The sequence below is a fragment of the Stenotrophomonas sp. GL_111 genome (assembly GCF_057835245.1).
Genome location: NZ_CM174421.1, coordinates 1,428,881 through 1,446,089 on the forward strand (window position 1 = coordinate 1,428,881; position 17,209 = coordinate 1,446,089).

General features: G+C 67.3%; 17 protein-coding genes. 10 read left to right on the plus strand and 7 right to left on the minus strand.

Translation table 11 applies throughout. The features are described 5' to 3' along the window. The first annotated feature begins 9 nt into the window (after nucleotides 1-9). From AC3IPM_RS06470 to AC3IPM_RS06480, 3 genes are all read left to right on the plus strand, one after another. Nucleotides 10-732: a pseudouridine synthase gene (locus AC3IPM_RS06470; protein WP_489303141.1), complete on the plus strand. Its 723-nt coding sequence runs from the start codon at nucleotides 10-12 to the stop codon at nucleotides 730-732. A gap of 68 nt (nucleotides 733-800) precedes the next feature. Continuing rightward, entirely contained in the window at nucleotides 801-1,871 is a 1,071-nt protein-coding gene (locus AC3IPM_RS06475) for a GGDEF domain-containing protein (RefSeq protein WP_489303142.1), read from the plus strand. Between the two features lie 66 nt (nucleotides 1,872-1,937). Next, nucleotides 1,938-3,098 carry an AAA family ATPase gene (locus AC3IPM_RS06480; RefSeq protein ID WP_489303143.1) on the plus strand — a complete coding sequence of 387 codons (1,161 nt, stop codon included), beginning with the start codon at nucleotides 1,938-1,940 and terminating at the stop codon, nucleotides 3,096-3,098. 1 nt (nucleotide 3,099) lies between these two features. Here the strand turns inward: AC3IPM_RS06480 and AC3IPM_RS06485 are convergent, their stop codons facing one another. Next, the gene (locus AC3IPM_RS06485) at nucleotides 3,100-4,047 is read right to left on the minus strand and encodes a DMT family transporter (RefSeq protein WP_489303144.1); all 948 of its coding nucleotides are present in this window, start codon (nucleotides 4,045-4,047) and stop codon (nucleotides 3,100-3,102) included. A 77-nt stretch (nucleotides 4,048-4,124) separates the two neighbouring features. Here AC3IPM_RS06485 and AC3IPM_RS06490 point away from each other — a divergent pair, with 77 nt between their 5' ends. Then, on the plus strand, nucleotides 4,125-4,799 hold the full coding sequence (locus AC3IPM_RS06490; protein ID WP_489303145.1) for a Pr6Pr family membrane protein: 675 nt from the start codon (nucleotides 4,125-4,127) through the stop codon (nucleotides 4,797-4,799). Between the two features lie 23 nt (nucleotides 4,800-4,822). Here the strand turns inward: AC3IPM_RS06490 and AC3IPM_RS06495 are convergent, their stop codons facing one another. Next, entirely contained in the window at nucleotides 4,823-5,644 is an 822-nt protein-coding gene (locus AC3IPM_RS06495; protein WP_489303146.1) for a DUF72 domain-containing protein, read from the minus strand. Next, a complete protein-coding gene (locus tag AC3IPM_RS06500) occupies nucleotides 5,641-6,081 on the minus strand; it encodes a VOC family protein (RefSeq protein WP_489303147.1) in 441 nt (146 codons plus the stop codon). Before AC3IPM_RS06500 ends, AC3IPM_RS06495 begins: the two co-directional genes overlap by 4 nt. Before the next feature lie 132 nt (nucleotides 6,082-6,213). On the opposite strand from AC3IPM_RS06500, the gene AC3IPM_RS06505 reads away from it, so the two are divergent. The 3 genes from AC3IPM_RS06505 (at nucleotide 6,214) to AC3IPM_RS06515 (ending at nucleotide 10,584) form a co-directional block, all read left to right on the plus strand. After that, complete coding sequence (locus AC3IPM_RS06505) at nucleotides 6,214-7,797, plus strand: serine hydrolase (RefSeq protein ID WP_489303148.1); 1,584 nt, start codon at nucleotides 6,214-6,216, stop codon at nucleotides 7,795-7,797. Nucleotides 7,798-7,884: 87 nt separating this feature from the next. Continuing rightward, nucleotides 7,885-9,717 carry a multidrug efflux ABC transporter SmrA gene (smrA, locus tag AC3IPM_RS06510; protein ID WP_489303149.1) on the plus strand — a complete coding sequence of 611 codons (1,833 nt, stop codon included), beginning with the start codon at nucleotides 7,885-7,887 and terminating at the stop codon, nucleotides 9,715-9,717. A 93-nt stretch (nucleotides 9,718-9,810) separates the two neighbouring features. Then, entirely contained in the window at nucleotides 9,811-10,584 is a 774-nt protein-coding gene (locus AC3IPM_RS06515) for a hypothetical protein (RefSeq protein ID WP_489303150.1), read from the plus strand. Between the two features lie 79 nt (nucleotides 10,585-10,663). On the opposite strand, the gene AC3IPM_RS06520 is transcribed toward AC3IPM_RS06515, so the two are convergent. Beyond that, on the minus strand, nucleotides 10,664-12,472 hold the full coding sequence (locus AC3IPM_RS06520; RefSeq protein ID WP_489303151.1) for a DUF885 domain-containing protein: 1,809 nt from the start codon (nucleotides 12,470-12,472) through the stop codon (nucleotides 10,664-10,666). 102 nt (nucleotides 12,473-12,574) lie between these two features. Between AC3IPM_RS06520 and AC3IPM_RS06525 the strand changes: the two genes are divergently transcribed. Both AC3IPM_RS06525 and AC3IPM_RS06530 read left to right on the plus strand, forming a co-directional pair. Continuing rightward, nucleotides 12,575-12,931, plus strand: a complete 357-nt coding sequence (locus tag AC3IPM_RS06525) for a GFA family protein (protein WP_489303152.1) — start codon at nucleotides 12,575-12,577, stop codon at nucleotides 12,929-12,931. Beyond that, nucleotides 12,931-13,737 carry a DUF4349 domain-containing protein gene (locus AC3IPM_RS06530; RefSeq protein WP_489303153.1) on the plus strand — a complete coding sequence of 269 codons (807 nt, stop codon included), beginning with the start codon at nucleotides 12,931-12,933 and terminating at the stop codon, nucleotides 13,735-13,737. Before AC3IPM_RS06525 ends, AC3IPM_RS06530 begins: the two co-directional genes overlap by 1 nt. 44 nt (nucleotides 13,738-13,781) lie before the next feature. Here AC3IPM_RS06530 and AC3IPM_RS06535 read toward each other — a convergent pair whose 3' ends face one another. After that, nucleotides 13,782-14,075, minus strand: a complete 294-nt coding sequence (locus AC3IPM_RS06535; RefSeq protein ID WP_489303154.1) for a hypothetical protein — start codon at nucleotides 14,073-14,075, stop codon at nucleotides 13,782-13,784. A 90-nt stretch (nucleotides 14,076-14,165) separates the two neighbouring features. Further along, on the minus strand, nucleotides 14,166-15,116 hold the full coding sequence (locus AC3IPM_RS06540; protein WP_489303155.1) for a LysR substrate-binding domain-containing protein: 951 nt from the start codon (nucleotides 15,114-15,116) through the stop codon (nucleotides 14,166-14,168). Between the two features lie 161 nt (nucleotides 15,117-15,277). Between AC3IPM_RS06540 and AC3IPM_RS06545 the strand changes: the two genes are divergently transcribed. Next, on the plus strand, nucleotides 15,278-16,159 hold the full coding sequence (locus tag AC3IPM_RS06545; RefSeq protein WP_489303156.1) for a DMT family transporter: 882 nt from the start codon (nucleotides 15,278-15,280) through the stop codon (nucleotides 16,157-16,159). Nucleotides 16,160-16,246: 87 nt separating this feature from the next. Here the strand turns inward: AC3IPM_RS06545 and AC3IPM_RS06550 are convergent, their stop codons facing one another. Further along, nucleotides 16,247-17,146, minus strand: a complete 900-nt coding sequence (locus AC3IPM_RS06550) for a peptidylprolyl isomerase (RefSeq protein ID WP_489303157.1) — start codon at nucleotides 17,144-17,146, stop codon at nucleotides 16,247-16,249. Nucleotides 17,147-17,209: the final 63 nt, after the last annotated feature.

Below are 17,209 nucleotides of genomic sequence, written 5' to 3' on the forward strand. Positions count from 1 at the left end.
AATGGGCGGATGACAACCCGACTCAACAAGCACATCGCCGAAACCGGCTTCTGTTCCCGGCGCGAAGCCGACCGCCTGATCGGCGAACGCCGCGTCACCGTCAATGGCCATCCGGCCGGCACCGGTGCGGTGGTCGGCGAGGGCGACGTGGTGCTGGTCGACGGCCAGCCGCTGCGCGTCCGCGAAGCGAAGAAGGCCGGCGGCCGCAAGCACGTCTACATCGCGCTGAACAAGCCGGTGGGCATCACCTGCACCACCGAAAGCACGGTCAAGGGCAACATCGTCGACTTCGTTGGCCACGAGCAGCGGATCTTCCCGATCGGCCGCCTGGACAAGGATTCGGAAGGCCTGATCCTGCTGACCAGCAACGGCAACATCGTCAACCAGATCCTGCGCGCCGAGAACGGTCACCAGAAGGAATACATGGTGGCGGTCAACAAGGCGGTCACCGACGAGTTCCTGCGTGGCATGGCCCGTGGCGTGCGCATCCGCAATGAAACCACGCTGCCGTGCCGCACCAGCCGGCTGGCCAAATTCGGCTTCCGGGTGATCCTCACCCAGGGTCTGAACCGGCAGATCCGCCTGATGGCGGCCGCGTTCGACTACCGCGTTACCCAGCTGCGCCGCGTGCGCATCGACAACATCAAGATCGGTGCGCTCAAGCCCGGCCAGTGGCGCAACCTCACCGACGCCGAGCTCAAGGGCCTGCTGCCGCAGCAGCAGGAATGGTGACGGCGCGCCTCACGCCGTGATCCGGTGGCCGGGCTAGACTGCGCAGGCACCTCTTCCTGCCCATCCCGATGATCAAACCGTCCAAGCCGGACAACGAAGAACAGCGCCTGCTGGCGCTGCAGCGCTACCAGATCCTGGATACGCCGCAGGAGCGCGCGTTCGAGGATCTGGTCACCATTGCCACCGCGCTGTGCGGTACGCGGATGGGCGCGGTGACCCTGGTCGATCGCGACCGCCAGTGGTTCAAGGCCCGCCAGGCGCTGGGCGTTTCCGAAACCAGCCGCGAGATTTCCTTCTGCGGCCACGCCATCCTGCAGCCCGGCCAGGTGATGGTGGTCGAAGATGCACGCATCGACCCCCGCTTCCATGACAACCCGGTGGTGGTCGATGAACCGCACATCCGCTTCTACGCCGGCGCACCGCTGATCAGTTTCGAAGGCTTGCCGATCGGTACGTTGTGCGTGTTCGATGCCAACCCCGGCCAGCTCAATGCCGACCAGTCCGAAGCCTTGGCCGCGTTGTCGCGGCAGGTGTCGCTGGTGATGGAGCTGCGCCGCTATGCGCATGACATCCAGCAGCACATGAGCGACCGGGCCTGGTACGAGCAACGCCTGTCCGAATACAACGAACTGCTGGAACAGCAGAACGCCGATCTCACCGAACAAAGCCGCACCGACCCGCTGACCGGCCTGCCCAACCGCCGGGCGATGAGCGCGGCGCTGGAAGCGGCGGTATTCGACGCCGATGGCCAGCCACGGCAGACCGCGGTGGCGCTGCTGGACCTGGATCATTTCAAGACCGTCAACGATCTGTACGGGCATGCCAGCGGCGACCACGTGCTGGCCGAGCTGGCCCGGCTGCTGCGTGCGCACTTCGGCGGGCATGGCCTGGCCGCGCGCTATGGCGGTGAGGAGTTCGTGGTGCTGATGCCCGATACCCCACTGGCCACCGCCGAACTGCAATGCGATTTCCTGCGCATGGCGGTGGCCGACCTGCCACTGGGCATCCCGCTGACGATCAGCATCGGGGTTGCCGCGCATCACCATGGCGACCCGGTGGAGCAGACCCTGGCCCGCGCCGATGGCGCGCTGTACCAGGCCAAACGCGAAGGCCGCAACCGCGTGGTGCGCGCCGACTGAGCCGGTCGCAGCGGCTGCGATCCGCGCTTGCCACACTGCAAGGCCCCAGTCCGAGCGAGACCCCGCATGCTGCAGACCCTGGCCGTCGCCAACTACCGCTCCCTGCACGAACTGGTGGTCCCGATGGGCCGGTTGAACCTGGTCACCGGTGACAACGGCAGCGGCAAATCCAGCCTCTACCGCGCCTTGCGGCTGTTGGCCGAAACCGCCCAGGGCGGTGTCGCCGCCGCGCTGGCACGCGAGGGCGGGTTGAGCTCGGCGCTCTGGGCCGGGCCGGACCAGATCGACCGGCGCATGCGCAGTGGCGAGGTGGCGGTGCAGGGCACCGCACGCGGCAAACCGGTCGCGCTGCGTCTGGGGTTTGCCACCGACGCATTCGGTTATGCCATCGATCTGGGGCTGCCGGTCCCCAGCGATTCGGTGTTCGACCTGGAGTCGCAGATCAAGGCCGAGAGTGTGTGGGCCGGGCCGTTCCTGCGCAGCGCCAACGCGCTGGTCGAACGCCGTGGCGCGAGCGTGCGCCGGCGCGGTGCGCAGGGCTGGGAGGTGCTGGATGAACACCTGTCGGTGTTCGACAGCCTGTTCACCCAGGTGGCCGATCCGGTACGCATGCCCGAGGTGCTGCAGCTGCGCGAGTACATCCGGCGCTGGCGCTTCCACGACCACTTCCGTACCGACAGCAGCGCGCCGGCACGCCAGCCCACGCTGGCCATCCGCACCCCCGTGCTCAGCCACGACGGCCACGACCTGGCTGCGGCCTGGCAGACCATCCTGGAGATCGGCGATGCACCGGCGCTGGCGCTCGCTTTGGACGACGCATTTCCCGGCGCACAGGTGCTGATCGATCTGCATGAGGGACGGCTGTCGTTGAAGTTCCAGCAGCCGGGCCTGCTGCGTCCGCTGGCGGCCACCGAGCTGTCCGACGGCACCCTGCGCTATCTGCTGCTGATCGCGGCCTTGCACACCCCGCGGCCCGCGCCGCTGCTGGTCCTCAACGAACCGGAAACCAGCCTGCATCCGGACCTGCTGCCGGCGCTGGCGCGGCTGGTCATCGCGGCCAGCGGGCGCAGCCAAGTGTGGGTGGTCTCACATGCGAGCCGGCTGATCGCGGCGTTGCAGGAAGCACCGGACTGCAATGCGATCCGTCTGCACAAGGACATGAGCCAGACCCGTGTGCTCGGCCAGGGCCTGCTGGATGCACCGGCCTGGTACTGGCCGGCGCGCTGAGTCAGTCGGCGATGTTGCGCGCTTCGGCGGTACCGAGGATTTCCGGGTGCTGCACCGGCTTGCGTCGATTGAGCAGCGGATGCAAGAACACCGCGCCGACGATGATCGCCACGCCGGCGTAGAAGGTCGGGGTCAGTTCGCGTTGTTCGGACAGCAGCACCATCGCCAGCAGGATCGCGTAGACCGGTTCCAGGTTGGTCACCAGCTGCACGGTGTAGGCGCTGAGGTGGCGCAGTGCCACCAGCGCGAGCGCGAACGGCAACAAGGTGCACAGCCCGGCCAGAGCCAGCAGCAGCAACCCGTCATGCAGGTTCGGCACCACCCACAACGGGCTGGCCAGGGCGGGCAGCAGGAACGGCAGTACCGGTGCCAGCAGGGTGAGGGTGACGGTACCGGCGCCAAGTTCCAGCGCGGTCACGGTGAGCGGATCGGCATGGCTGACCAGGCGTTTGTTGAGCGAACCGAATACCGCCACCAGCAGCGCCGACAGCGCCCCCACCAACACCCCCAGGCGCATTCCGTCGGGTACGCCACCGACCACCAGGCCCACCCCCGGCAACACGGCCAGGCCGAAGGCCAGCTCGCGCAGCTGGAACGGGCGCTTGGCCACCCACGGCTCGATCACCGCCGTGAACACCGGCGCCAGCGCGATGCAGGTGGCGGCCACCGAAGCATTGGCCAGCTTCACCGCGCCATAGAACGTGAGCCAGTGCAGCGCAACCAGCGCGCCCACCCCGCAGTAGCCGGCGAACACGGCCGGCGACAACTGGCGCAGCCCGCGCCACACCCGTGGCACCAGGGCGAGCATCGCCACCACCAGCAGCATCCGCCACCACACCAGCGGCAACGCGGGCAGGGTGATCAGCTTGCCGAGGATGGCCGTGACCCCCCACAACAGCACACAGAAGTGGATTTGCAGCAGCGCTTTGCGGGTATCGGTCATCGGCATCGGCATATTGTGCGGCAAGCCGGGCGTCATCGCGATGCACGCCTGTCGACGTCCGTTCTCCATGGCATCCTGCACCGATGGATACTGCCTCCCGCGTCACCGGCGCCACCGTTCCCGATCCGTCCCCACGCGCCCGTGCCTGGGCCGGGCTCACCGCGCTCACGGCCGTGGCTGCCGTGGCACTGCAGTACGCACTGCTGCTCGAATCGGTGGGCAATACCCTCGGCACCGGCCAGGCGCTGCTGCGCCTGCTGGGCTACTTCACCATCCTCAGCAACATCGGTGTCGCCGCGGTGTGCCTGGCGCGCCTGCGCGGGCGCCGCGACGGTATGGCCGCACCCGCACCGAGTGCGGCGGTGGCGCTGTACATCGGCATCACCGGCCTGATCTACGTGCTGGTGCTGCGAACTCTGTGGCAGCCGCAGGGCCTGCAATGGTGGGCCGATACCGGTCTGCACTATGCCGTTCCGGTGCTGTACCTGCTGGGCTGGTGGGCCGGCCCGCACGGCTACCTGCAGTGGCGGCAGCTGGGGTATGCATTGCTGTTCCCGGTGGCCTACCTGGGCTGGGCGCTGCTGGTCGGGCGCTGGAGCGGGCAGTATCCGTATCCGTTCCTGGACCTGACCGCGCTCGGCCCGGTGATCGTGGCGCGCAACGTATTGGTGGTCGCGCTGGTGTTCGTGGCGTTGGGCGCGGTGTTGTGGCGTCTGGACCGGCGAATGAAACCGCCCGCAGCATCGCCCGTCCAATAGCAATGAAATGCCCGCGCGTGGCGTTACCGCGCGCCCACCTGATGCAGCTGTTCGCGCAAGGCCATCGCCGCGGCGGGATTGCGCTGCTTGGCCGCGCCAATGAACAGCACGTACACGTCGCGTGGCCCTTCCAGCGCCGTCGGCGCCGACGTGACGTGCGGCAGGTCCGGGTTGTCTTCACCGCGCGCCCAGCGCATCGCGCGCAGGCACCACTGCTCCAGGGCGCGGGCGGGATAGCCGGCACGCAGCGTGGCGCGCGCATGCATCAACCGCGCGTAGACGAAATCCGCGCAGGGATCGGCAAAGCTGGGATGGTCGGCTGACCCGCTGAACACCAGCGCCGCGCCATGCGCACGCGCCACGGCGACCAGCTCCGGCGTCCAGGCCGCCGGGTTGCGCACCTCCAACGCGTGCTGCAGGCGCTGCCCTTCGGCCTGCCGTGGCAACTGTTCCAGCAAGCGTGCGAATTCCTGCGCACCGGCCGGATGTCCTTCGCCGAATTGCCAGACCAGCGGTCCCAGCCGGTCACCCAGCGCCAGGATGCCTTCGATGAAGGCCTGCGCACGCGTGCCCACCGTGGCCAGGTCATGCGTCTGTGTGATCGTGCGCGGCGCCTTGGCCGAGAAACGGAAACCCGGCGGCGTCTGCTCGCGCCATTGCGCATACACCGCCGGCTTCTGCGCACGGTAGAAGGTGCTGTTGATCTCGATGCAGCCCAGCGCGCGGCTGGCATGCGCCAGTTCCTCGCGCTGGGCCAGCCCGGGCGGATAGAACGCGCCGCCGCGCCAGGCCGGAAACACCCAGCCGCCGATGCCGGTGCGGATGCTGCCGGGCGCTGTGCTCATGCGCCGCCGGCGTGCGCCTGCCACGGGTTGTAGCTGCCAAACCACCACAGGTAGCCTTCCGGATCGCGGCAGGCATAGCCCCGGCCACCGTAGTCCTGGTCGGCGATGTCGATCACCACCTGCGCCCCGGCGGCGATCGCCTGTGCGTAATGTGCATCCGGATCGGCCACGATCACGCAGGCGCTCTGGGTCTGGCGGCCGCCCACCTCATCGGGCTGCACGCTGTGCTTGCCCCATGCGCTGCCGTTCTCCACCGAGCCGAGCATGATCATGCCGCGCCCGTAAACCAGCTGCGCGTGGTACACGACGTCGCCGTCGGCGTACACCGCTTGTGGCTCGAAGCCGAACGCGCGCTGCAGCCAGTCTATGGCGGCCCGCGCATCGCGGTAGCGCAGGCACGGAATGATGGTGGATCCGAGGTCGGCTGGGGCGGTCATGCGGGTCTCCAGGGTGGGCCTGCTTCTGGCACAGGCGAGCCTGCGGGGGCCCGCGTTACCATCGTGCGAAACCCGGCGTTGGCAGCCCCAGCGGTTCTCAACGCCCCCGCGACACGCAACTGGAGACACTGTTTGAACACATCCTGGATCGGAGGCGTCGTGCTGCTGGCATGCGCACCTTTGGCGTCGGCAGCGGTGCCGGCGGAACTGCAGCGGCTGGACGCCACGGTAGAACGTGTGCGCAGCACCTTCGACGTGCCCGGCATCGCCGTGGCCGTGGTCAAGGACGGCCAGGTGGTGCTGGAGCGTGGCTACGGCGTGCGCGAGCTGGGCAAGCCGGCCCCGGTACAGGCCGATACGCTGTTCGCGATCGCCTCCAACACCAAGGCCTTCACCGCAACCTCGCTGAACCTGCTGGCCGAGCAGGGCAAGCTGAAGATGGACGACCGGGTGATCGACCATCTGCCCGGTTTCCGCATGTCCGATCCCTATGTGACCGGCGAGATGCGCATCCGCGACCTGCTCTCGCACCGCAGCGGGCTCAGCCTGGGCGCCGGCGACCTGCTGTTCTGGCCGACCACCGGCTACAGCAACCAGCAGGTGGTGCAGCGCCTGGCCAAGGTGCCGCTGAAGGCCGGCTTCCGCGACCGCTACGCCTACGACAACATCCTGTACGCGGTGGCCCAGCAGGTGATCGAGCAGGTCTCCGGGCAGACCTATGCCGACTTCCTGCAGCAGCACATCTTCACCCCGGTCGGCATGGCCGGTACCCGCTACAACGCCGACCAGCTCAAGCCCGGCGACAGCGCCGCCGTCGGCCACGCCAAGTACGACTTCAGCCAGCTGCGCACGGTGGCCCCGCTGACCTGGTCCAACAATGCCGGTGCCGGTGGCATCTATTCCAGCGTGCACGACATGGCGCGCTGGATGAACGTGCAGCTGGCCCAGGGCAAGCTGGAAAACGGCAACGCGCTGTTCAGCGCCAAGAGCCAGCAGGGCATGTGGCAGATGATCACGCCGCAGGTGGTGGCCGAGCCGAGCGTGCCGCAGCTGGCCGCCGCACGGCCCAACTTCGCCGGCTATGGCGAAGGCTGGAGCCTGAGCGACTACCGCGGCCAGAAGCTGGTCTGGCATACCGGCGGCTGGCCGGGCATGGTCTCGCGGGTAACCCTGGTGCCCGAGCAGAAGCTGGGCATCGTGGTGCTGACCAACCAGGAAGTCGGCGCCGCCTTCAACGCCATCACCATGGACGTGCTCGACGCCTACCTGCAGGCGCCGCCCACCGACTGGGTCGGCGCTTACGCCGCGGCCGTGGCCAAGGCGCTGGACAAGGCCGATGAAGGCTGGGCCAAGCACCAGGTCGCGCGCGACGCCCGCTCCAAGCCCTCGCTGCCGGCGAGCGGCTACGTCAACGGCTACCGCGATGCCTGGTACGGCGATGTGTTTGTTGAACAGCAGGGCGGCAAGCTGCGCCTGCGTTTCGGCCAGACCGCACAGCTGCGCGGCACGCTGGAGCATTGGCAGCACGACACCTTCATCGTGCGCTGGGATGACCGTTCGCTCAATGCCGATGCCTTCGTCAACTTCAGTCTGGACCCGGACGGCAAGGTACGTGAGGTGCGCATGCAGGCGATTTCCTCGCTGACCGATTTCAGTTTCGATTTCCAGGACCTGCTGTTGGTACCGATCGTGGCCGAGGCTGCTCCCAAGGGCTGAACCGCGTCCCCGATGTGAGCCGCAGGTAAAGGCAGAATGCAGGCCGCGATGGGATAATCGCGGCCTGCTTCACTTCGGGGTAATGGAATGTTCCGCTGGTTCGAATCGCTGATCCCGGTGTTCCCGCCGGTCGATGCACGCATGCCGCCACGCAACGTGGTGCCGTTCTACATCCACTACCTGCGCCCGGTCTGGCCGGTGCTGCTGTCCACGCTGATCGCCGGGTTGCTGCTGGCGCTGGTGGAAGTGGCGATGTTCGACTTCCTTGGTCGCATCGTGGACATGGTGGCCGAGCAGCCCGGCGCGGATTTCTTCCAGCGCCATGCCAACACCCTGGGCTGGATGTTGTTCATCACCGTGATCGCGCGCCCGATCCTGGTGGGCTTGCACAACCTGCTGGTCAACCAGGCCATCGTGCCGGGGCTGAGCAACCGCTCGCGCTGGCTGATGCACAACTATGTGGTGCGCCAGAGCCTGAGCTTCTTCCAGAACGATTTCGCCGGCAGCATGGCCAACCGCGTGATGCAGACCGGCACCTCGCTGCGCGAGTCGGCGGTGCAGATGGTCGATTCGCTCTGGTACATCGTGGTCTATACCGGCACCGCGCTGTACCTGTTCGCGCAGGCCGACTGGCGCTTGATGGTGCCGCTGATCCTGTGGCTGCTGGCCTATGTGGTGATCATGATCTACTTCGTGCCACGCGCGAAGGAGCGCGCCTGGATCGCCTCGGCCGCGCGTTCCAAGGCGATGGGGCGCATCGTGGATGGCTACACCAACATCCCCACGCTCAAGCTGTTCGCCCATGCCGGCCGTGAGCAGGCTTATGTGGCCGAGGCCATCGAAGAACTGGCGGTCAAGCACCGCCGCCAGACCCGCATCACCACCGGCATGGACCTCACCATCGCCGTCGTCAACGGCTTCCTGATCGCCGGTACCTGCGGCCTGGCATTGTGGCTGTGGAGCAAAGGCAACATCAGCGTTGGCGCGATCACGTTGGCCACCGGCCTGGTGATCCGCATCCACAACATGTCCGGCTGGATCATGTGGACCATCAACGGCATCTTCGAGGACATCGGCACGGTGCAGGATGGCATCACCACCATCGCCCAGCCGCTGACCGTGCAGGACCGCGCCGACGCGGTGCCGCTGCAGGTCAGCACCGGCGGCGTGCATTTCGATGACATCCACTTCCATTACGGCAAGGCCGGTGGCGTCATCGCCGGTCTGGACCTGCGCGTGCAGCCCGGCGAGAAGATCGGCCTGGTGGGCCCGTCCGGTGCGGGCAAGTCGACCCTGGTCAACGTGCTGCTGCGGCTGTACGACCTGGAAAGCGGGCAGATCCGCATCGACGGCCAGGACATCGCCGGGGTCACCCAGGAAAGCCTGCGCCGCCAGATCGGCGTGGTCACCCAGGACACCTCGCTGCTGCACCGCTCGATCCGCGACAACCTGCTGTACGGGCGCCCGGATGCCAGCGAGGAACAACTGCACGCGGCGGTGGCCAAGGCCCGTGCGGCCGCCTTCATCGAAACGCTGGTCGACGGGGAAGGGCGCCGTGGCTACGACGCGCACGTCGGCGAACGCGGCGTGAAGCTGTCCGGCGGCCAGCGCCAGCGCATCGCCATTGCCCGCGTGCTGCTGAAGGATGCCCCGATCCTGGTGCTGGACGAGGCCACCTCGGCGCTGGATTCGGAAGTGGAAGCCGCGATCCAGGACAACCTCGACGAACTGATGGCCGGCAAGACCGTCATCGCCATCGCGCACCGCCTGTCCACCATCGCGCGCATGGACCGGCTGGTGGTGATGGACGAAGGCCGCATCGTGGAAACCGGCACCCACGCTGAGCTGATCGCGGCCGGTGGTCTGTATGCGCGCCTGTGGGCACGCCAGACCGGTGGGTTCGTGTCGGCCGATCAGTAATTCGGCCGGCCGATTGCAGTGCAGGCGGGGCCGGTCGTACGATGCCTCCCGTAGCACGGGGAAACGCCAGCAGGAACAGGGAGATCAGGGCACATGGAAACCTATCGCAGCAAGGCAATGGGCTGGATGCTCTACGCAGGGATGATCCTTGGGGGCGCCGTGGCCGACGTTGCTGCAGCGCCGGCCTACACGTTCGAAACATGGTCACAGCCGGGCAACTGTGACCGGTACCGCGCACTGGACTACAACGTCAGGGGCCCACGCGCGGAAAAACCACTGGCCGATATGTCCGACCGGGTGGTATCGATAGTGGTCTCGCTGGGATCATCGGACGAGGATATCGAAGCGCTTCGGCTCGCCCAGCTCTGCAGGGCGCTGGACTTGACGTTCAGGTCCGTGATGCTTCCACCCCCGCGCCCCGAGCCCTGGAATCCGAATCCAGCCTATCCCCAAGGGCGCGCATTCGTCGCACACAACGGCATGCGGAGCGAGAAGATCGGGCAATCCATCTCGCTTCAGTACTATGAGAAATTCCTGTCGCTGTACTATTGGATCTCCAGGGAGGTGGAGGTAGAACCGACCCAGGCGTTGTTCGACGACGTTTCCTACGCGGACATCGGCGAGCACTGCCCACTTCGCGCACAGCAACTGAAGGACCGCCTTGTAGCTGCCGGCTACAGCATCGCCCTCTTCGACGAAGCCCCACCGGACAAGGACCTACTCTTGATCGACCAAGGGCCCTTCTACCTCTTCACTCGTGGCAACCGGACCATCTACGTCAAGATGCAGGGTACCTACACCGACCAACGGCGCGCGTTGGATTCGCATTGTGTGGGATCCATCGATCTGAAGATCCACCTGGATTGAGCGAGCGGTTCGCACCGACGAAAAAACGGCCCGGTTCGCACCGGGCCGTTTGCCTGTCCGACGAGGAACGCGGCAACGCTTATTCGATCGGCTGGTCCAGCATCAGCTGGCGCGCGAAGCGCACCGGCGGCGCGCCGTAGGACAGCATCTGATCGTGGTAGGCCTTCAGGTTGAACTTCGCGCCCTGCTTGTCCTGCACCGCCTTGCGCGTATCGAAGTGTTCCTGCGCACCGACGAAGTAGGTCGGTAGCTGCGCCGACGTCAACTGCGCGCGCACCCACTTGCCCGACGCCTCGCTTTCCTGCTGGAACGCATCGTGGGTCATCAGCTGCATCGCCTGCTCACGCGTCCAGTTGTCCACGTGCACGCCCTGGTCGAGGATCGCATTGGAGATCGTGCGCAGGTAGAACTTCAGCTGGACCAGGTGGAACAGCGGGTCGTTGTCCAGGTAGCCCTGCTCCTGCATCATCCGCTCGGTGTAGACCGCCCAGCCCTCGGCGAACAGCCCCGAACGCAGCACCGCGCGCAGCGTGGACGGGAACTTGCCCGAGTGCCAGCCTTCCAGATAATGACCCGGCGTGCCTTCATGGATGCTAAGCAGGTGGATCATGCGGCTGTTGTATTCGCGCAGGAACGAATCGACCTGCTTGTCGGTCCAGTCGTCCGGAATCGGCGACACCGCGTAGAACGTCTTCAGGTTCTTGTCCAACGGGCCCGGCGAATCGCAGTACGCCACCGCCACGCCGCGCTGGAACTCCGGCATCAGGATGATGTCCACCGGCGAATCGGGCAGCGTCATCAGGTCATGCTTGCGCACGAACTCGGTGGACTGCGCCAACGCCGCCTTGGCGTCCTCGACCACCTTGTCGCGGGCCGGCTTGTCGGCGTAGGCCAGTTCCAGCGCGGCTTCGATCGCGGCCTGCTGCTGCTCATCGCTCGGGTTGGCCGGCAGCGCCGGTGCACCCGGCTTGTCCTTCAACACCGTCTGCGCGATGCCGTACATGTCCTGGCGCACGCGCTTGAGTTCAGCACGCGCACGCTCACCGATCTCCGCGCGCGACAGCGAGGAATTCAGCGCGAACTTCAGCTTCTGGTCGTACAGCTGTGCGCCGATGCGGAAATCGCCCTTGGCATTCGGTACCAGGGTCTTGTCCAGCCAGGTCTGCTGTTCCTCGACCGCCTTCTTCAAGCCATCGATGGCCGCCTGCAGGCGCTTGCCGTCTTCGGCCGGCAGTTCGCTGATATGCGGGGCGATGAAGGTGTCCACGATGCTGAGGATGCCGCGGTTCTGCTTGGCCACGGTTTCGGCATGGATCTTCGGCACGCGGGCCGGGTCCAGGTTCGCGCGGGCCTGGGCGAAGATCTGCGGCAGCTTCTCCATGCGCGCGGTCGCCGACTTCAGGCGCTCGGGCAGCGGCGCGAATTCGCGTGCCATCAGGCCGTAGATCGCACTGCCGGCCACACCGTTGTAGATCTGCGGATCCCACTTGGAGGCCTGCAGCACTTCGGCGTTCCAGATCTCGGACTGCAGCTGGTTGCGCAGGATGGCCGCATCGACCTGGTTCTCGCGCGAGAGCTTGCTTACATCGATGCGGTCCAGGTCACCGACCAGGCCCTTGTAGGCGGTCAACACCTTCTGCTGGCCAGCGGCGCTGAGGTCATCGATCTCGCTGTCGTAGCGGTGATCACCGATCTGCGTGGCGCTGATCGGCGACAGCTGCATCCAGGTGTCCAGGGCACGCTTGGACAGATCGGCGAAGGCGGCATCGACCGCGGCATCGCCGGCGGTGGCCGCAGCCGGGGTGCCGTTTGCGACGGGCGGGGCGTCGGCCTGCTGGCAACCGCCGAGGGCGGCGATCAGGGCGAGGGCGAGAAGATGCTGGCGCATCGGCGATCCTGTGCAGTGGTCAATCCCCGAGCATAGGCCCCCGCGCCCGGCCGTGCCCGTGCCATTGGATTACCATGGCCCTTTCCACCGGGAGGGTGCGCCATGCAGTACGAAGGAAGCTGCCATTGCGGGCAGATTGCATTCGTGGTCGAGGCTGCCGAGCCGATCACCGAGGCGCTGGACTGCAACTGTTCGCTGTGCCGCCGCCGCGGTGGCCTGCTGTGGTTCGCGCCACGCGCGGCGCTGACCCTGAATACCGACCCGGCCAACGTGGCCACCTACCAGTTCAACAAGCAGCACCTGGAACACCACCATTGCCGCACCTGCGGCACCGCCCCGTTCAGCGAGGGCATGGACCCGCGCAGCGGGCAGCCGATGGTGGCCGTGAACGTGCGTTGCCTGCCGGGCCTGGACCTGGACGGGCTCAAGATCAACCGATTTGATGGAGCAAGCATGTGATGAAAGGGACGACCTGGCGCCTGCGTGGCGTCGTGGCAGGGATGCTGTTGCTGGGCCTGGCCGCTTGCGCCAAACATGAGGCCGCTGCGGACAGTGGTGGCGGCGCGGGCGCGGTAGCGTCTCCCGAAGGCGCTGCGTTGGCCTACGAGCACGACGTGCGCATCCGCATGGAAGCGACCGGGATCGGCGCGCGCGTCAAACAGGTGGCCGATGCCTGCCAGTCCAGCCGCTTCGGCGACTGCGCGGTGCTGCAGGTGAACCAGCAGGGCGGCGAGTACCCCAGCGGCTCGATCCGGGTCCGGATCGCGCCGAAGGGCGTGGAGCCGATCATCGGGCTGGCCGGGCAGGGCGGTGAAGTGTCTTCGCGCAACACCCAGGCCGAAGACCTGGCCCAGCAGGTGGCCGACACCGCCTTGACCAAGGCACGCCTGCAGAAGGAACACGAGCGCCTGTTGGCCTACCAGGACCGGAATGGCCTGGCCATCGCCGACCTGCTGAGCATCAGCCAGCGCCTTTCGGAAATCGAAGCGGGCGTGGAGCAGGCCAACAAGGATGCTGCGCAGCAGCGCCGTCGTATCGATACCCAACTGGTCACGCTGCAGTTCGAGACGTCGGCCGGGCAGCGCAGCCGCAGTGACATCGCCGATGCCCTGCGCGATTCCGGGGCGATCCTGAGCAGCAGCGTCGCCTTCCTGATCCGTGCCGTGGCGGCATTGCTGCCGGTGGTGGTGATCGGTGGGTTCGGCCTGTGGCTGGGCCTGAAGCTGTGGCGTCGCCGCCAGCGCCGGCGCCAGGCCGCGCGCTGAGTTCCTTGCTGCGCGGTACCGGGACTGCCGGTGCCGCGCAGGATTCAGCCTTCGTCGTGCTCGTACTCGACGAACACATCCAGTTCCAGCGCCAGTTCCTGCACCGCATCGCGCACGCGTTGGGCAGTGTAGGCATTGCCGACTTCCACTTCCAGTTCATGGATGCCCGGGCCGATGTCATCGGACAGCCCGGCCGAGCTGGAATCGTCATCGTCCATGTGCGGCATCAGGTCGTCGGTTTCTTCGACATGTTCAATGCCGTCGATGCCCTGCAACAGATCGCTGATCGCGCGGGCATCGTCTTCGCTGCCGGTGATTCGAAGTCGCAACATGGCCATGGAATACGCCTTGGGGGAAAGGAGTCTCCAGCCTAGCCAGCGTGCGGATAAGGGCGGGTGATGACGCAGCGACACCGCATCCACGCTGCGCTACACGTCCCGGTCACCTGCAGCAGGGCGGCCCAGCAGTTCATCGGGCAGCGCCGGTATCGGCGTGCGTTCGTCCTGCGCCTCGCGCTTGAGCCAGTCCATGAACGCCAGCGCGGTGGGGCTGAGCGGGCGGTGTTCGGCGTGCACCACGTAATAGGCGTAGCGCGCCTTCAACGCCGGGCCGGGCAGGCGTACCAGTTCGTAGCGCTGCAGGTAGGGCTGGGCGATGTGCTTGCGCGCCAGCACCGCGCCGATCCCGTAGACCGCCGCGCGCATCGCATCGGTGCTGTCGCTGAAGCTATGCAGCGAGGGCAGATCCAGCCCGCGCACGCCGGCGGCACGGAACCAGTCGCGCCAGCCCTGCGGGGACATGTCGCTGATCAACGGCAGCGCGGCGATCTGCGCCGGCTCGCGCAGCGCCGACACGCCGGCCAGTGCGGGGGAGGCGACCGGGCACAGTTCGTCATCCATCAGGTGGTACGCGCGCATCCCCGGCCATTGGCCCAGGCCGTAGCGGATGCCCAGCTCCGGCCCGTTCTCGTCGAAGCGCACCAGCTCGGTGCTGGTCTGCAGTTCGATGCGCACGTGCGGGTGCTGATGGGTGAAGCGCGCCAACCGCGGCACCAGCCAACAATAGGACAGCGAGCGGATGGTGGTGACCCGCAGCGGCACGATGTCCGCCTGCGGGTGCAGGTTGCCGGCCACCGCATTGAGATCGCTGAGCGCGGCGGCGGCTGCATCGGCCAGTTGCCGGCCCTCGGCGGTCAGCCGCACGCCGCGCGCATGGCGCTGGAACAGCACCGTGCCCAGCAGGACTTCCAGCTTGCGCACATGGTGGCTGACCGCGCTGGCGGTGAGGTGCAGTTCCTGGGCGGCACGGGCGAAATTCTGGTGGCGGGCGGCTACCGCAAACACCCCCAGTGCGGGCAACAGGGCGGGACGCAGGATCATGGTCGAGACCCAAATGAAATTTGTGGCTTGACCGGATTCTACGCGCTTGCGGGGCGCTCCCGGCAGGCGGATGCTGTGTTTCCCGCCGCCGGAGCCCGCCCCATGTTGTCGCCCTTGTTCGCACCCAAGCCCGCTACCTGCCTGTTGTCGGGGGCGCGGCCATGAGCGGGACACCGCTGGCCAGCGCGGCGATCGAGCGCGACTGGCGCACCCCCCTGGAGCTGACGGTGCTGGGCGCCATCTGGGGCTGCTCGTTCCTGTTCATGCGCGTGGCCGTGCCCGCCTTTGGCCCTTACGCGCTGGTGGAAGTACGGTTGTTGCTCGGCGCGTTGGTGCTGCTGCCCTTCCTGTGGCAGGCGCGCGCGCACTTCCCGGCACGCCGCTGGCTGTGGCTGGCCCCGATCGGGGTGATCAATTCGGCCATTCCCTTCGTGCTGTTCGCTTGGGCGGCGCAACGCGCCCCGGCCGCGATCGGCGCGATCTGCAATGCGATGACGGTGCTGTTCGCCGCGCTCATCGCCTTCCTGTTCTTCGGCGAGAAGATCGGCATGCGCCGCGCCATCGCGTTGCTGGTCGGTTTCTCCGGCGTGGTGGTACTGGCCACGGCCAAGGTGTCCGGGCTGAGCATCGGTGCGGCGGTGGTGGCCGGTGCCACGGCGGCGCTGCTGTACGGGCTGGGCGTGAACCTGGTCAAGCGCCACATGACCGGCCTGCCGCCGGCCGCTTCCGCCGGTGCGACGCTCAGCTGTGCGGCGATCGCCTTGCTGCCGATGGCGCTTACGCATTGGCCGACCACGCCGATCCCGGCGCTGTCCTGGGCCAGCGCCGTCGCCCTGGGCGTGGTCTGCACGGGCCTGGCATTCCTGATGTTCTACCGCCTGATCGCGCGCATCGGCCCGTCCCGCGCCTCGACCGTGACCTACCTGGTGCCGATGTTCGGCGCGCTGTTCGCCTGGCTGTTCCTGGGCGAACCGGTGACCGGGGCGATGCTGGTCGCCGGTGTGTTGATCCTGGGCAGCGTGGCTGCGTCGCAGCGGCGCTGAACCTGCGCAGCCGAGCATGGCGCGGCGCTACCAGAAGACAACCGCCGCACCGCAGGGTAGCGCCGCGCCATGCTCGGCGGCTGCTGCCTAGCGCACCGGCACGGCGATGTTGCACAGGTCGATATGCCCGGCCGGGCGCTTGTAGAAATCATCCACGCGATTACGCCGCGCTTCCACGGTATCGGCGAAGGTCTTTGAATCCGTGCGCAGCACCTGCAGCTTCGGCCGCTGCGCTGCGGGGACATCGCTGGCCCGCTGGATCGAACGGATCGGCGTGCGCTGATCGGCCTGCGCATAGAAGCCCATCGGCGCCGGCCCACGCGGCAGCGCGCTGAGCAGTTCCATGCCCTGCAGTACCCGGCCGACCAGGGTGATATTGCGGTCCAGCTGGCGCGGCGACTGCCCCGTCACCACGTACAGCTCGGCGCCGATGCTGCTGTCTTCCTCGTTGTTGCGCCCAGCGCCCAGCGCCCCGTAGCAATGCGCCAGCCACGCCTTGCCGTCCTGCCGGTCCTGGCCGACCGGGAAGCCATCGACGAACCCGGTCTGGTCCGCCCAGCCGTCGCGGTCGGGCAGCACGCTGACCTTCAGGCCGGTGCTGTCGCGCTGGAACTCGGCCGGCAGCTTGCGCTTGGCCGAACCCAGCGGCTTGGCCTTGGCCGCATCGTCGGCATCGGCATCGCCGAACTGCACCACGAAATTGTCCTGCGCGCGGTAGATGCTCTCGCCATCCCAGAAGTGCTCATGGGCCAGGGTCTGGATGTTGGCCACGTGCTGCGGCGCGAACGCGGGGGCCAGTTCGACGGTGACCCGCCCGCTGTCCAGATTCATGTACAGCAGGTTGGCCGGGTCCGGGGTACGCCAGTCGCTGTCCGGCGAGGCCTCCAGGATCTGCTGCGGGCTGCGGTAGGGCGTGGCGGCGAAGGCCGGGCCGGGCAGAACGCAGGCCAGGGCGAGGGCAAGCAGGGCAGGGCGACGAAGCGACATGGCGGTCCCGATCAGGAGAGTCAGCCGATTCTGCGTGAAGCCAGCCCCCCGCCGCCACCCATG

Bases quoted from the DNA above. Each gene is read 5' to 3' on its own strand.
- AC3IPM_RS06470 (WP_489303141.1), top strand. From the start codon at position 10: ATGACAACCCGACTCAACAAGCACATCGCCGAAACCGGCTTCTGTTCC.
- AC3IPM_RS06475 (WP_489303142.1), top strand. From the start codon at position 801: ATGATCAAACCGTCCAAGCCGGACAACGAAGAACAGCGCCTGCTGGCG.
- AC3IPM_RS06480 (WP_489303143.1), top strand. From the start codon at position 1,938: ATGCTGCAGACCCTGGCCGTCGCCAACTACCGCTCCCTGCACGAACTG.
- AC3IPM_RS06485 (WP_489303144.1), bottom strand. From the start codon at position 4,047: ATGCCGATGACCGATACCCGCAAAGCGCTGCTGCAAATCCACTTCTGT.
- AC3IPM_RS06490 (WP_489303145.1), top strand. From the start codon at position 4,125: ATGGATACTGCCTCCCGCGTCACCGGCGCCACCGTTCCCGATCCGTCC.
- AC3IPM_RS06495 (WP_489303146.1), bottom strand. From the start codon at position 5,644: ATGAGCACAGCGCCCGGCAGCATCCGCACCGGCATCGGCGGCTGGGTG.
- AC3IPM_RS06500 (WP_489303147.1), bottom strand. From the start codon at position 6,081: ATGACCGCCCCAGCCGACCTCGGATCCACCATCATTCCGTGCCTGCGC.
- smrA (WP_489303149.1), top strand. From the start codon at position 7,885: ATGTTCCGCTGGTTCGAATCGCTGATCCCGGTGTTCCCGCCGGTCGAT.
- AC3IPM_RS06515 (WP_489303150.1), top strand. From the start codon at position 9,811: ATGGAAACCTATCGCAGCAAGGCAATGGGCTGGATGCTCTACGCAGGG.
- AC3IPM_RS06520 (WP_489303151.1), bottom strand. From the start codon at position 12,472: ATGCGCCAGCATCTTCTCGCCCTCGCCCTGATCGCCGCCCTCGGCGGT.
- AC3IPM_RS06525 (WP_489303152.1), top strand. From the start codon at position 12,575: ATGCAGTACGAAGGAAGCTGCCATTGCGGGCAGATTGCATTCGTGGTC.
- AC3IPM_RS06530 (WP_489303153.1), top strand. From the start codon at position 12,931: ATGAAAGGGACGACCTGGCGCCTGCGTGGCGTCGTGGCAGGGATGCTG.
- AC3IPM_RS06535 (WP_489303154.1), bottom strand. From the start codon at position 14,075: ATGGCCATGTTGCGACTTCGAATCACCGGCAGCGAAGACGATGCCCGC.
- AC3IPM_RS06540 (WP_489303155.1), bottom strand. From the start codon at position 15,116: ATGATCCTGCGTCCCGCCCTGTTGCCCGCACTGGGGGTGTTTGCGGTA.
- AC3IPM_RS06545 (WP_489303156.1), top strand. From the start codon at position 15,278: ATGAGCGGGACACCGCTGGCCAGCGCGGCGATCGAGCGCGACTGGCGC.
- AC3IPM_RS06550 (WP_489303157.1), bottom strand. From the start codon at position 17,146: ATGTCGCTTCGTCGCCCTGCCCTGCTTGCCCTCGCCCTGGCCTGCGTT.